Genomic DNA, 12,977 nt, shown 5'->3' on the forward strand with positions numbered 1-12,977 from the left:
GCGTTCAGGCCGTGATGCGAAAATCGACGCCACCAAGAGCGAACGTGTCGCCCTGCACCACATGCCCGCGCGCCTGCGCCGTACGCAGCACCGCGGCAGGATCGCGCACGCGAAAAGTGAGCCCACTCATGATCTCGCTCTCGCCTTGGACGACCCGGATCCTGCAGTTCACCAGATCGATGTCCGCGCCGGTTGCCGGAACGCCGATGATCCGGCTCCAGTGCGCCGCGAGTCCCTGCGGATCAGGACTGGCGAGGGTGACTTCCGTCAGCGCCAACGTCACCTCATCGCGAATCGCCCGGTGCCAGTCCGGCCCGGCCGGCGGATAGGGACCGCGGATGTTGTCACTGCCTGCCGTATGATTGAACTCGATAAACGCCGCGCGGCAATCGCGCGGATGAAGCTGCACGCCGAGATAGGGCGGGCGATCAATCACATGCGAGGTCCGTACGCCCATCGCATCGGCATTCTTCTGCCGCTCGCGGGGATCGGCACAGGACAGGATCGCCATGTAACCGCCGCGCCCGCCGGTCTTCTCGATGAAACGCCCGGCTGCCGTGCCACCCTGGAACGGCGCGACCACTTCGAGCAGGATATCGTCGACCGGAAGCAGCGCGTTCTCGAGCCCGTAGCGCGCGACATTGGGATCGCGATAACAAACTGACAAGCCCATGATCGCGGCGATGTCACCCACCACCGGCTCAAGATGCGGCGCAACCAGACAGATTTGCCGCATGCGCGTGGTGCCGGTCATGGAGGCGCTCCCTTGTCGCTCTTGTTATTTCACGGTGAACCGTCAGCGCTGCGTCGCGCTAGTGTCCCTTGAACACCGCCTTGCGCTTTTCCATGAAGGCTTTCGCGGCTTCGCGATGATCCGCCGTTTCGCCGCAGCGGGTGTGATGCGCGGCTTCCGCATCGAAGCACGCTTCGAGCGATAGCTGTTCGGCGTTGTTGATGTTGCGCTTGATATAGCCGAGCGTGACGCTCGGCCCCTGTGCCAGCGACATCGCAAGTTCGGTCGCAGCCTCCGCCACCTGATCGTCCGGAACAACCTTCGTGACCATGCCGAGCGCGAGCGCCTCCTGCGCGGTCAGCACGGGAGACAAGAGATAGAGTTCCCGCGCCTTGGCGCTGCCGAGCAATTGGGTCAGGAAGTAGGTGCCGCCATAGTCGCCGGAAAATCCGACCTTGGCGAACGCGGTGGTGATCTTGGCGGACGCGCCCGCAACCCGAAGATCGCAGGACAATGCAATCGACAGACCCGCGCCCGCCGCCGCGCCGTCGATCTGCGCCACTACGGGTTTGGGTAGCTCATGCAGCAGCCGCGAGATTTCCATGCCCTTGCGCAGATTGGCGCGCTTCACCTCGTACGTGAGTTCCGACTTGTTCTCGGCCATCGACTTGACATCGCCGCCGACGCAGAAGGTGCCGTTGGCGCCGCGCAACAGCACCGCCCGCACCCCGGTATCGTCCGCCGCCCGGCGCACCGCCTCGATCAAGTCCGCCGACATTTCCGCATTGATCGCGTTGCGGCGGTCAGGCCGGTTCATGGTGAGGGTCAGGAGACCACGGTCGAGGCTTTGCAGAACGGTGCCGCTCATGAGACGTTTCCTGTGCTGGATCGAAGCGCAAGCGCCGGCAGCAGCCGGCGCTTGCAATGACGTTACTTCTTGATGAACGGACAGCGCGACGCATCAAGCGACTGAAACGCCTGATCGCCCGGGATGGTGGCGAGCAGCTTGTAGTCGTCCCAGCGGGCCTTCGATTCCGACGGCTTCTTCACCTCGAACAGATACATGTCGTGAACCATGCGGCCGTCCTCGCGGATCTTGCCGCCCTTGGCGAACATGTCGTTGATCGGAGTCGACTTCATGATCTTCATCACCGCCGCCGAGTCGGTGGTGCCCGCCTGCTTCACCGCTTTCAGATAGTGCAGCACCGAAGAATAGACGCCGGCCTGCGCCGATGTCGGCGCGCGCTTGATCTTCTCCATGAAGCGCTTCGAGAAGGCGCGGGTGTCGTCGTTCAGATCCCAATACCAGGCTTCCGCCAGAACGAGGCCCTGCGCGGTCTCGAGCCCGATGCTGTCGATGTCGGTCACGAAAGCCAGCAGCGGCGACATCTTCTGCCCGCCCTTCATCAGGCCGAACTCCGCGCCCTGCTTGATGGCGTTGATGGTGTCACCGCCCGCATTGGCAAGACCGATCACCTTTGCTTTTGAACTTTGCGCCTGCAGCAGGAAGGAGGAGAAATCCGAAGTGTTCAGCGGATGCTTGACGGTGCCGAGCACCTTGCCGCCCATCTTGTTCACGACGGCGGAGGTGTCCTTCTCCAGATCCTGCCCGAACGCATAGTCGGCCTGCAGGAAGAACCAGGTGTCCAGCCCCGCCTTCACGGCGGCAAGGCCAGTCGAGTTCGCCTGTCCGAACGTGTCGAACACATAGTGGACGGTGTAGGGGCCGCAGGCCTCGTTCGTCAGGCGAATGGAGCCGGGACCGTTGAAGATGATAATCTTGTTGCGTGCCTTGGCGATCTCGTTGGCGGCAAGCGCAGTGGCCGACGCGGCAACGTCGATAATCGCCTCAACGCCCTGATTGTCGAACATGTCGCGCGCAATGCTGGACGACAGGTCCGCCTTGTTGAGATGGTCCGCCGCGATGATCTCGATCTTGCGGCCGAGCACTTCGCCGCCGAAATCCTCCACGGCCATTTTCGCGGCAGTTTCGCTGCCGGGGCCGGTGATATCGGCATAAAGGCCGGACATATCGAGAATGGCGCCGAGTTTCAGCGGCGGCTTGCCTTGCGCCAGGGCGGCGCCCGATCCGAGCACAACAACAGATGAAAGGAGGGTCGCGAGAATTTTCTTCAATGTAGTCTCCCGTTGTCGATGCCGCGCTTCGTCGGCAGCATCTTTGATTGGCTTCATCATGGCGCAACGACACGCCAGCGACAAGACCGCATGCACTTGACACACCATGCGGAAATTACAAGTTTGCACGTCGCCGCGCGCGGCACGGCAGCGCGCATTTCGCCAGACGGAATACCATGCGAATTGTCGTTACAGGCGCCGGCGGATTTATCGGCTCCCACCTTGTCCGCGCGCTGCTCAAGACGGGCCAATTGGCCGACAGATCGGGAATGCCCCGCGCAATCGAGCGCGTGCTGCTGGTCGACTCCCATCTTCCGGACTGCTCCGACGGCAGGATCGAGCCGGTCAAGGGCGACATCACCAGCGGCGACGTTCTGCAGCGCATCGGGAGTTTCCGCGCCGACGCGGTTTTTCATCTCGCCGCCATGCTGACCAGCGCCGCGGAGAAAGAACCGGCGCGGGCGATGGGCGTGAATGTCGCCGCCCTGGCGCGGTTGATCGAGGTCACCGGATCGCGCAGCAAGCCGCCAAAATTTGTATTTCCTAGTTCGATTGCCGTGTTCGGCGGCGATCTGCCGGAGATCGTCGACGACGATCTGGTCCAGCATCCGCAAACATCCTACGGCACGCACAAATCCATTGCGGAACTGATGCTCGCGGATGCGACCCGGCGCGGCGAGATCGAGGCACGCTCGCTGCGCCTGCCCATCGTGCTGGTACATCCCGGGCCGCCGACGTCATCCGTGTCCGATCGCGTGGCCGCAATCGTTCGCGATGCCGTGGCAGGGCGCGATGTCACCATTCCCCTGAAACCCGAGACGCGCATTCCTGTTGCGTCGGTCGCGGCCGTCGTCGCTGGCCTGATCGCGATGCATGACACTGCGTCGGCCACGCTGGGCGGAACAACCGCGATCAATCTTCCCGCACTCACGGTTAGCATGGCGGACATCGTGGACGCACTGAAGGATTATCTGGGATCAGAATTGGGCCAAATCACCTTCGTGCCCGATGCGGCGCTGGAAACCATCGTCGATGGATGGCCAAAAGGTTTCGTCTCGCGGACCGCCTCGGAGGCTGGCATTTCCGGCGATATCCGCTTCAGCGATATCGTTCGTCACTATGCCGAGAGTCTCCGCGATGCATAACACCGCAACAGCCCCTCCGGATATCTGCATCATCGGCGCAGGCTCGTCAGGCATCGCAGTGGGAAAGGCCCTGCGCGACCGCGGATTATCCTTCGACTGTTTCGAGAAGGGATCGAATCTCGGCGGCATGTGGCGTTACGAGAACGACAACGGCCTCTCCTGCGCCTATCGCAGCCTGCACATCGACACCAGCCGCAACAATCTCGGCTATCCGGATTTTCCGATTCCCGCCGACCAGCCGGATTTTCTCTCCCATCGCCAGTTGCTGGCCTATCTCGAATCCTACGCGGATCATTTCCATGTGCGCTCCGCGATCTCGTTCAACACCGAGGTCACCTCCGTCGCGCGAACGGACGGCGGACGCTGGCTTGTGACCACCGCCGACGGTCGCGCGCGCGACTATCGCGCTGTTATCGTCGCCAATGGACATTTGTGGAATCCGCGCCGCCCGTCGTTTCCCGGAACGTTTGACGGCACCGCTATTCATTCCAGCGAGTATCGCACCGCCGCGCCTTTCGACGACATGAATGTCCTTGTGGTGGGCATCGGCAACTCCGCCGTCGATCTCGCCGTGGATCTGTGCAAGCGGACAAAAAACGTCACGCTGTCGACGCGCACCGGCGCCTATGTGATGCCGAAATACCTGATGGGAATCCCCACCGACCGCTGGTCGGCGTTCTTCTCCCGCAAACTGAAACTGCCGACGCTGATAACACGCATGATCATGGCGCGGCTGGCCTACCTTGCCGTCGGAGATCAGCGCCGGTTCGGCATTCCAAAGCCAAAGCATCCGATGTGGCGCGAACACGCGACGATCAGCCAGGAGCTGCTGCCCTATATCGGGCACGGCTGGATCGACATCAAACCGAATGTTGTGAAGCTGGACGGCGATGCGGTCGAATTCGCGGACGGGTCGCGCAAGCCGTTCGACGCCATCATTTATGCCACAGGCTACAAGACGACATTTCCGTTTCTCGCGCCGTCACTGTTCTCGGTCAGCGATGGCGAGATGGTCAACCTCTATCGCCGCATCACGCCGCCCGGCTTGCCGGGACTTTATTTCGCTGGTCTGGTGCAGCCGATCGGCGCGACAATTCCGCTGGTGGAGGTCCAGGCGCGGTGGATCGCGGCGGCGCTTGCCGATAGCATGGCCTTGCCGTCCGACGACGATATGGCGCGCGAGATCAGATCGCATCACGAACAGAAGCAGCGGACGTGGCTGAATTCGGCGCGCTATACGCTGGAGGTGGATTTCAAAAATTACGCCGGTGCGCTTCGCAAGGACATGGAGCGGCGGCAGGCAGGCCTCTGAGGCGACATCCATGGCGTACACCCGTGGCGCAACTCCAATGACGGGATGCAGGCATCGTATTGCTGCCCGCGCCGCGATCCTTACCGTCACGATCGTCATGCTCCGTTCGGAAGCGGCCTTTTCCGCATGCGAATTCAGCGATCAAGGCCATGGCCGCGTCGTCGCCGTGCTCGATGGCAGAACCTTTCGCCTCGATGACGGACGCGAGGTGCGCCTTGCCGGACTCGAGAGTGCGGACGATATGGCCGAGCGCAGCAAGGCGGCGCTTGCAGGACTGATCGAGGGCCGCGCCGTCACGCTGCGCGGCCATAACGACGCGCCGGACCGCTACGGACGCCAGCCCGCCTTCGCGGTTCTGGACGGATCGGACGCACCGGTCCAGTTCGATTTGCTGACAAAGGGCGAAGCCTTCGCCTCGCCCACCGCCGTCGACTCGTCCTGTTCTCGCGCGCTGCTGGCTGCGGAGGCCACCGCCCGTGCGGCAAGACGCGGCATCTGGGCGGGGTCGGCTGCCTTAAAAAACGCGAAAAGCACCGACGATATTTTGGCCAGACGAGGACGTTTTACCGTCATTGAGGGGACTGTTTCGTCGGCGCGGCTTGCTGGCGCGACATTTTATGTCAATTTCGGGCGCCGATGGACACGGGACTTTGCCGTGACTATTTCAAGGCGCATGATGGCCTCGGTAGAGGCGGCCGGCATTGATCTTAAGTCTCTGAAGGGCAAAAGAATTCTGGTCCGCGGCTGGATCGAGGCGCGCAGCGGGCCTAGAATAGTGGTCACGCATGCCGGCCAGATCGAGATGATGGGCGCAATCAGGCCGAAGGGCGGCCTGACCACGACGGCAACAGTGCCGGAGGATGAGGGCAGATAGAGGCGTGGCAGCACCCGCGAGCCAGCAAGACCCGAAGCAATCCCGCCGCGTTATCGCGGCGGTGGTCCTTTGCGTCTCTCTCTCTCTCGGTGCCTGCGGCGACCTCGGCCGGTTCCAGACCGCGTCCAATCCGGGCTTCGTGCCGGTCAAGCCGAACAAGCCCGCGGCCCAGACCGCCGCGACCGAGCGGGAACACAGCCGCATCCTCTCGTCCTATGGCGGGTCGTATGACGATCCGCGGCTGGAAGCGCTGATCAGCAAGACCGTCGATCGTCTTGTCGCGGCGTCCGAGCGGCCCGACCTCGCCTACAAGGTGACGATCCTGAATTCCGGCGCGGTCAACGCCTTCGCGCTTCCCACCGGACAGCTCTATGTCACGCGCGGGCTGATCGCGCTGGCCAGCGACACATCGGAACTGTCGTCGGTGCTCGCGCATGAAATGGCGCACGTTCTGGCCAAGCACGCCGCGATCCGCGAGGACCAGGCCAAGCAGGCCGCTGTCGTGACCCGTGTTGTCGCCGAGATGGGCAGCGACACCGACATGAATGCGCTGGCGCTGGCAAAGACCAAGCTGACCATGGCGAGTTTCTCGCGCGCGCAGGAGTTCGAGGCCGATGGCATCGGTGTCGGCATCGCCGCGCGCGCCAAGTTCGATCCGTTCGGAGCGTCGCGTTTCCTCACCGCGATGGAGCGCAACGCCGCGCTGAAAGCCGGACGCGCGCCTGCCGACCCGCGCTCGCTGGACTTCCTGTCGTCGCACCCTGCGACACCGGAGCGGGTGCAGAACGCGCAGGCCAGTGCGCGCCAGTTCTCCTCGCCGGAAGGCGGCGAACGCGATCGTGACGCCTATCTCTCGGCAATCGACGGCCTTGTCTACGGCGAAGACCCGAGCGAAGGCTTCGTGCGGGGCCGGCGCTTCCTGCATCCGAAACTGGGCTTCACCTTCCAGGTGCCGGAGGGTTTCGTGCTGGAAAACACCGCGCAGGCGGTGGTCGGCGTGCGCGAAGGCGGAACGCAAGCGATGCGCTTCGATGTGGTGCGCGTGCCGGCCGAACAGAGCCTCGGCGACTATCTCAATTCCGGCTGGATGGAGAATGTCGACAAGGCGTCGACGGAAGACACCAGCATCAACGGCTTTCCATCCGCGACCGCCACCGCCGCAGGCGACCAGTGGCAATTCCGGATTTATGCCCTGCGCTTTGGCAGCGATGTGTACCGCTTCATTTTCGCGGCGAAGAGAAAAACGCCGGAGAGCGACCGCGGCTTCCGGGACACGGTCAATTCGTTCCGCCGCCTGACGCTCGCCGAGATTCAGCAGGCCCGGCCGCTGCGCATCAAGGTCGTCACCGCGCAACACGGCGACACCGTTGAATCTCTGGCCCAGCGCATGCAGGGCGTCGACCGCCAGGTGGAGCGTTTTCGGGTTCTCAACGGCTTCGACTCGCGCACGGTCATCAAGCCGCGCGAGCGCGTGAAGATTGTCGTCGACTGAACTGACAGCGCCTGAACCCAAAAAAAAAGCCCGGCTCGACAGCCGGGCTTTTCGATTCATGAAGAGAATTCGACGATCAGGCCGCTTCGTCGGCCGACACCGAATCGTCGCCATCATCGGACTCGTCGTCCGCGACAGCGTCGGCACCGGCCTCGGATTCAGCCTTCGCGCCCCGGCGCGGGCTCTTGGCGAGGTTCGATTCGATTTCCTTGACCGCCTCGGTCTCGGTGACGTGCTGAACCACCGCGATCTCGCGCGACAGGCGATCGAGCGCCGCTTCGTAAAGCTGCCGCTCGCTGTAGGACTGCTCGGGCTGCGATTCAGAACGGAACAGGTCGCGCACCACTTCGGCAATCGCGACGATGTCGCCCGAATTGATCTTCGCTTCGTATTCCTGAGCACGGCGCGACCACATGGTGCGCTTGATGCGGGCGCGCCCCTTGAGGGTTTCGAGCGCCCGCTTGACCAGCGCGGGATCCGACAGCTTGCGCATGCCGACATTGATGACCTTCGCCGTCGGAACGCGCAGGGTCATCTTGTCCTTGGTGAAATTGATGACGAACAGCTCGAGCCGCGCACCCGCGATCTCCTGCTCTTCGATCGCAAGAATCTGGCCGACGCCATGAGCCGGGTACACCACGAACTCGTTGGTCTTGAAACCCTGACGCTGAGTCAGCGGCTTCTTCGGCTCTTCGACGCGCGGCGCGGCAGCAGCCGGCTTCACGGCGGGCTTGACCGCAGCCTTCGCAACCGGGGCCTTGGCGGCCGGAGCCTTCGCAACGGGAGCCTTTGCGGGAGTCTTGGGTGCTGCGGCCTTGGCGGCAGGCTTGGCCGCTGTCTTCGCTGCGGGCTTCGCGGTGGTCTTTGCAGGTTTCTTGCTGGGCATCGTGCTTCTTTTGTTTTTTGAGGTGGCGGATGCGCGAGCATCCTTCTTTGGAGCGCTACGGCTTGCCGCCGACGCGCTCTTGGTGCCCTTATCCTTGGAGCCCTTGTCGTTGATCTTGGAGTTCTTTTTATGACGCAATTTGTCTGACACAGCGCCTATGCGTGGAAACGCCACGCCCCTGTTTCAATTGTTTCGCGGGAACCCATCGGAACCCAAATCAGGGGCAAAACGGGGTTCAGCTCTTTGAATGTGCCTAAAATAGCACATTTCCCGCAAAAATCAATGATTTATGGGCCGTGGCACCGCTCCAGCAGCCCCCGGAAGCGGTATTCGCACCGGTAGGGTTAAGAGTTAGCCGCGATGGGGGTGCCCGGCGGGGCCAAATCAGTCGCCGGAGCCGGGCTCTTTGGAAAAATATTTGTCGAACTTGCCCTCGACGCCATCGAATTCCTTGGCGTCGTCCGGGGCGTCCTTCTTCTGGGTGATATTCGGCCAGGACTTGGCGTATTCTGCGTTCACCTCGAGCCACTTTTCGAGGCTCGGCTCGGTATCAGGCTTGATCGCGTCCGCAGGGCATTCCGGCTCGCACACGCCACAGTCGATGCATTCATCCGGGTGGATCACCAGCATGTTCTCGCCCTCGTAGAAGCAATCCACGGGACAAACTTCCACGCAGTCCATGTACTTGCACTTGATGCAGTTTTCGGTGACGACGTAGGTCATCCAAGGCTCCGGAACATCTCTATTTTTCAGGTTTGGCGTAGCGCAGGATGTAGGCCGCCGCAAGGGATGCCGTCACAGCGTTGACTGGCAATTCGTCACTCAGGGGCGGGCTGCAAATCAACGTAAATCGCCCGTGCGGCGGCGGAATCGCCGCGCCGCTCGGCGAACCCCGTGATTTTCAGAATACGCACCCGGCTGTCGAGGGTGATGGTGAGCACCTCGCCCGCCTTCACCGCATGGCCTGGCGAGGTCTGCCGCGCACCGTTGATCCGCACGCGCCCCTTTGCGACCAGAGCGGCGGCATCGGTGCGGGTTTTCACCACCCGCGCATGCCACAGCCACTTGTCGAGGCGCTGCCGGTCCAAATTAATCCTTGCGGGTCCCCGCGAGTTGATCCTTCAGCGCCGCCAGCTTGGCGAATGGCGAATTCGGATCGGCCGGGCGATCACGCTCGCGCGGCGCGGCACTGGTCGCATAAGTCCGGTGCGCGGCGCCGCCGCGATCGTCCCTGCGGCCATCGCGGCCGCGCTTGTCGAACGACCCCTTGCCGCGATCCTGATTGCGATCCTTGCCCTTGAAGTGCTCCCGCGGCGAGCGGCTGCTCTTGTCTTCGCGCGGCGGACGCGCCTGCGCGGCGCCCTCGCCGGCATTCGCAGCCGGCGCATCGCCATGCGGACGCCGATGCTCATTGTGGCGATCGCGGCGATGACGGCCGTGGCGCTCGCGCTTCTCACCATCGGCGGCGGCTTCACCCTCGCCCGCCGTAGCGGATTTGTCCGGCCCCTTGTAACGGCTGCGGTCATGACGTGGACGGCGCTCGTCCGAGCGCCCGCCCGGCCGCCAGACTTCAACCAAGGCCGGCTCCGCAGGCGCAGCTTCCGCTTCGGGCGCTGCAGCTTCGATAGCGACAACATCGGCAGCAGCAACAGGCTCCGCCGCGGATTCAATCGTTACCGCCTCAACCATAGGCGCGGTCACTTCCACCGGCGTAAATTCAACATCCGGCAGCCGCGCCGCAGTCGTTTCATCTGCCGCAGCCTCGGCGGGAGCAGCAGCTTCGTTTGCACCGTCAGCCGTTGCATCCGGTTGAGCAGCAGTCGCCTCCGGCGCAGCGTCTGCATCAGTCGCAACAGGCTCGGCTTGCGTCTCCACCGGAGCGGGCGGCGCAGCTTCAACCGGCAACGGCGGACGCTTCTCCATGCGATAGCCGAGCGCCCGCAGCACCGCCGCGAAATCTTCACCGGCGGAGCCGGTCAGCGACGTCATGGCCTGCGTCACCACGAACGAGCGGCCATCGAACGCACCCGCCGGTTTTTCGCCCGGCACACCTGGGCGCCACGAGAGCGCGGGACGAATGAGGTCCGCGAGGCGTTCCAGAATATCGACGCGCACGGCGCGGTCACCGGCGAGCTTGTAGCCAAGCGTGCGATAGGTGTCCTGATTGAGCGCCTTGTCCGCCGGGAACGAGGTGCGTCCGCTCGAGGCCAGATGCTGTGCGCCTGTCAGCGCCGCCCAGTCGGTGTTGTCGTTCTTCAACGCCATCAGCAGCGACGCGAGGCCGCGCGCGGCGGGCTTCAGGAGCGCCGGGAAGAAAATATGATAGGCGCCGAACCGCACGCCGTACTTGCGCAGGGAGGCGCGCGACGGCTGGTCGAGATCCTTCATCTCGGCGGCGATCTTCGTCCGTTCCAGCACGCCGAGCGCTTCGATCAACTGGAAGGCGATGCCGCGCGCGATGCCGGTGATGTCTTCGGCCTTCGACAGTTCGAACATCGGGCCGAGAATCTTTTCGATATGGGTCTTGAGCCAGAGATCGAGACGGGTCTGCACCGCTTCGCGCGAGGGGCCGGTTAACCGCTCGTCGGCGATGATGCGGATGCGGGGATGCAGCACGTCGTCGGCAGCGACCAGCTTGGCGACTGCGTCGCCGGTCCAGCGCAACGTGCCATCGGCAGCCAGTACGAACTGATCGTCGGGCGCATTCGAGAGTTTTTCGGCGCGTGCGTCGATCTCGCCGGCCAGCGCCTTGAGCGCAGCCGCCTGCAACGCCTTGGCATCCGAGCCAGCCTCGGCCGATTCCGGCGCGAACATGAATCCGTCGAGACGGCCAATGGTGTGGCCCTCTACGATCACTTCGCCGGTCTTTCCAATCTCAGTGTTCAGCATCGTGTTTTCCCGCAAGCGCCGCATCAATACACTGGTCCGGCGATCAACGAAACGCTCAGTTAGCCGTTCATGCAGGGCATCCGACAATTTATCCTCGACGGCGCGGGCAATTCCCTGCCAGCGCTCGGGGGCCACCAGCCAATCGGGACGATTTGCCGCGAAGGTCCAGGTCCGAATCTGGGCGATCCGGGCCGATAAAGTGTCGATATCGCCGTCGGTCCGGTCGGTTTGCGCGATCTGAGCCTCGAACCAGTTGTCCGGAATCCGGCCCTTGCGCATCAAAAACCCGTAGAGCGTGGTGACAAGCTCGGCATGGGCGGCGGGCGAGAGCTTGCGATAATCCGGGATCTGGCAGGCTTCCCACAGCCGTTCCACCGCGTCCGCGCCCTTGGCCATGTCGCGGACATCCGCGTCCCGCGCGGCGTGGTCGAGCACGCGAATATCCTCGGCGATCGGCGCACGGGTCAGCCCCTCATGGTTCGGCACCAGTGCGAGCGAGACCTGCAGCGCGCCCAGCGAGGAAAAGTCCAGCCGCGCATTCCGCCACTGCAGCATCTTCACACTGTCGAAAGTGTGGTTCTGCAGCGCATTGACCAGTTCCGGCTCGAACGGCGCACAGCGCCCCGTGGTTCCGAACGTGCCGTCGCGCGTGGCGCGTCCGGCACGGCCCGCGATCTGCGCGAATTCCGCAGGTGTCAGGCGGCGGAACTGATAGCCGTCATACTTGCGGTCGGAGGCGAAGGCCACATGATCGACATCGAGGTTGAGGCCCATGCCCACGGCGTCGGTGGCGACGAGATAGTCGACATCGCCCGACTGGAACATGTCCACCTGCGCATTTCGGGTACGCGGCGACAAGGAGCCCAGCACCACCGCCGCGCCGCCATGCTGGCGGCGGATCAGTTCGGCAATGGCGTAAACTTCATCGGCGGAAAACGCGACAATCGCGGTGCGCCGTGGCTGCCGCGTGATCTTGCGGTCGCCCACGAATTCGAGTTGCGACAGCCGCGGGCGTGTGACGATGTTCACGCCGGGCAACAGCCGTTCGATGATCGGCCGCATGGTGGCAGCGCCGAGCAGCAGCGTCTCGTCGCGCCCGCGCCGGTTGAGGATCCGATCGGTGAAGACATGGCCGCGCTCGAGATCGGCCGCGATCTGGATTTCATCCACCGCAAGGAACGACACATCGAGATCGCGCGGCATCGCCTCGACGGTCGAGACCCAATAGCGCGCGCGGGGCGGCTTGATCTTCTCCTCGCCGGTGATCAGCGCAACCGCGTCCGCTCCCGCCCGCGCGGAAATCTTGTTGTAGACCTCGCGCGCCAGAAGGCGCAGCGGCAGGCCGATAATGCCCGACGAATGCGCCAGCATCCGTTCAATGGCGAGATGGGTCTTGCCCGTGTTGGTCGGACCCAGAACCGCCGTCACGCCCGCGCCGGGCGCGCGCGCATTGGAAAACAGCGGGACGGAAGACGAGAGAGGCATGATCACAAGGTCCGCATGACGCAAA

The 12,977-nt window shown here is 63.6% G+C and carries 11 protein-coding genes; 4 read left to right on the plus strand and 7 right to left on the minus strand.

What is annotated here, in order from left to right; genetic code table 11:
- Positions 1-4 precede the first annotated feature (4 nt).
- From HMPREF9696_RS13750 to HMPREF9696_RS13760, 3 genes are all read right to left on the minus strand, one after another.
- Positions 5-754 (minus strand): VOC family protein, encoded by a 750-nt coding sequence (locus tag HMPREF9696_RS13750; RefSeq protein WP_002713635.1) that lies wholly within the window; start codon positions 752-754, stop codon positions 5-7.
- Positions 755-812: 58 nt separating this feature from the next.
- Complete coding sequence (locus HMPREF9696_RS13755) at positions 813-1,601, minus strand: enoyl-CoA hydratase (RefSeq protein ID WP_002713636.1); 789 nt, start codon at positions 1,599-1,601, stop codon at positions 813-815.
- Positions 1,602-1,663: 62 nt separating this feature from the next.
- Positions 1,664-2,869, minus strand: coding sequence for an ABC transporter substrate-binding protein (locus HMPREF9696_RS13760; protein ID WP_002713637.1), 1,206 nt, complete (start codon positions 2,867-2,869; stop codon positions 1,664-1,666).
- A 176-nt stretch (positions 2,870-3,045) separates the two neighbouring features.
- On the opposite strand from HMPREF9696_RS13760, the gene HMPREF9696_RS13765 reads away from it, so the two are divergent.
- Genes HMPREF9696_RS13765 through HMPREF9696_RS13780 form a run of 4 tightly spaced genes read left to right on the plus strand, consistent with a single transcriptional unit; the run spans position 3,046 to position 7,692 of the window.
- Complete coding sequence (locus HMPREF9696_RS13765) at positions 3,046-4,014, plus strand: NAD-dependent epimerase/dehydratase family protein (RefSeq protein ID WP_002713638.1); 969 nt, start codon at positions 3,046-3,048, stop codon at positions 4,012-4,014.
- Positions 3,989-5,326 (plus strand): flavin-containing monooxygenase, encoded by a 1,338-nt coding sequence (locus tag HMPREF9696_RS13770; protein ID WP_245259232.1) that lies wholly within the window; start codon positions 3,989-3,991, stop codon positions 5,324-5,326. The genes HMPREF9696_RS13765 and HMPREF9696_RS13770 overlap by 26 nt, the downstream gene beginning before the upstream one ends.
- Positions 5,327-5,336: 10 nt before the next feature.
- Positions 5,337-6,200, plus strand: coding sequence for a thermonuclease family protein (locus tag HMPREF9696_RS13775; protein WP_002713640.1), 864 nt, complete (start codon positions 5,337-5,339; stop codon positions 6,198-6,200).
- Positions 6,187-7,692, plus strand: coding sequence for a M48 family metalloprotease (locus HMPREF9696_RS13780; protein WP_430642304.1), 1,506 nt, complete (start codon positions 6,187-6,189; stop codon positions 7,690-7,692). Before HMPREF9696_RS13775 ends, HMPREF9696_RS13780 begins: the two co-directional genes overlap by 14 nt.
- Before the next feature lie 76 nt (positions 7,693-7,768).
- On the opposite strand, the gene HMPREF9696_RS21330 is transcribed toward HMPREF9696_RS13780, so the two are convergent.
- From HMPREF9696_RS21330 to HMPREF9696_RS13800, 4 genes are all read right to left on the minus strand, one after another.
- A complete protein-coding gene (locus HMPREF9696_RS21330; protein WP_002713642.1) occupies positions 7,769-8,728 on the minus strand; it encodes a CarD family transcriptional regulator in 960 nt (319 codons plus the stop codon).
- A 234-nt stretch (positions 8,729-8,962) separates the two neighbouring features.
- A complete protein-coding gene (gene fdxA / locus HMPREF9696_RS13790; protein WP_002713643.1) occupies positions 8,963-9,301 on the minus strand; it encodes a ferredoxin FdxA in 339 nt (112 codons plus the stop codon).
- Between the two features lie 95 nt (positions 9,302-9,396).
- On the minus strand, positions 9,397-9,666 hold the full coding sequence (locus HMPREF9696_RS13795) for an RNA-binding S4 domain-containing protein (RefSeq protein ID WP_002713644.1): 270 nt from the start codon (positions 9,664-9,666) through the stop codon (positions 9,397-9,399).
- A 1-nt stretch (position 9,667) separates the two neighbouring features.
- Positions 9,668-12,952 carry a helicase-related protein gene (locus tag HMPREF9696_RS13800; RefSeq protein WP_002713645.1) on the minus strand — a complete coding sequence of 1,095 codons (3,285 nt, stop codon included), beginning with the start codon at positions 12,950-12,952 and terminating at the stop codon, positions 9,668-9,670.
- Positions 12,953-12,977 lie beyond the last annotated feature (25 nt).

The organism is Afipia clevelandensis ATCC 49720, from assembly GCF_000336555.1.
Lineage (GTDB): Bacteria > Pseudomonadota > Alphaproteobacteria > Rhizobiales > Xanthobacteraceae > Afipia > Afipia clevelandensis.

Excerpts from the sequence above, each read along its gene's own strand:
- HMPREF9696_RS13750 (WP_002713635.1), bottom strand. The coding sequence starts at position 754 with ATGACCGGCACCACGCGCATGCGGCAAATCTGTCTGGTTGCGCCGCAT.
- HMPREF9696_RS13755 (WP_002713636.1), bottom strand. The coding sequence starts at position 1,601 with ATGAGCGGCACCGTTCTGCAAAGCCTCGACCGTGGTCTCCTGACCCTC.
- HMPREF9696_RS13765 (WP_002713638.1), top strand. The coding sequence starts at position 3,046 with ATGCGAATTGTCGTTACAGGCGCCGGCGGATTTATCGGCTCCCACCTT.
- HMPREF9696_RS13770 (WP_245259232.1), top strand. The coding sequence starts at position 3,989 with ATGCCGAGAGTCTCCGCGATGCATAACACCGCAACAGCCCCTCCGGAT.
- HMPREF9696_RS13775 (WP_002713640.1), top strand. The coding sequence starts at position 5,337 with ATGGCGTACACCCGTGGCGCAACTCCAATGACGGGATGCAGGCATCGT.
- HMPREF9696_RS13780 (WP_430642304.1), top strand. The coding sequence starts at position 6,187 with ATGAGGGCAGATAGAGGCGTGGCAGCACCCGCGAGCCAGCAAGACCCG.
- fdxA (WP_002713643.1), bottom strand. The coding sequence starts at position 9,301 with ATGACCTACGTCGTCACCGAAAACTGCATCAAGTGCAAGTACATGGAC.
- HMPREF9696_RS13800 (WP_002713645.1), bottom strand. The coding sequence starts at position 12,952 with ATGCCTCTCTCGTCTTCCGTCCCGCTGTTTTCCAATGCGCGCGCGCCC.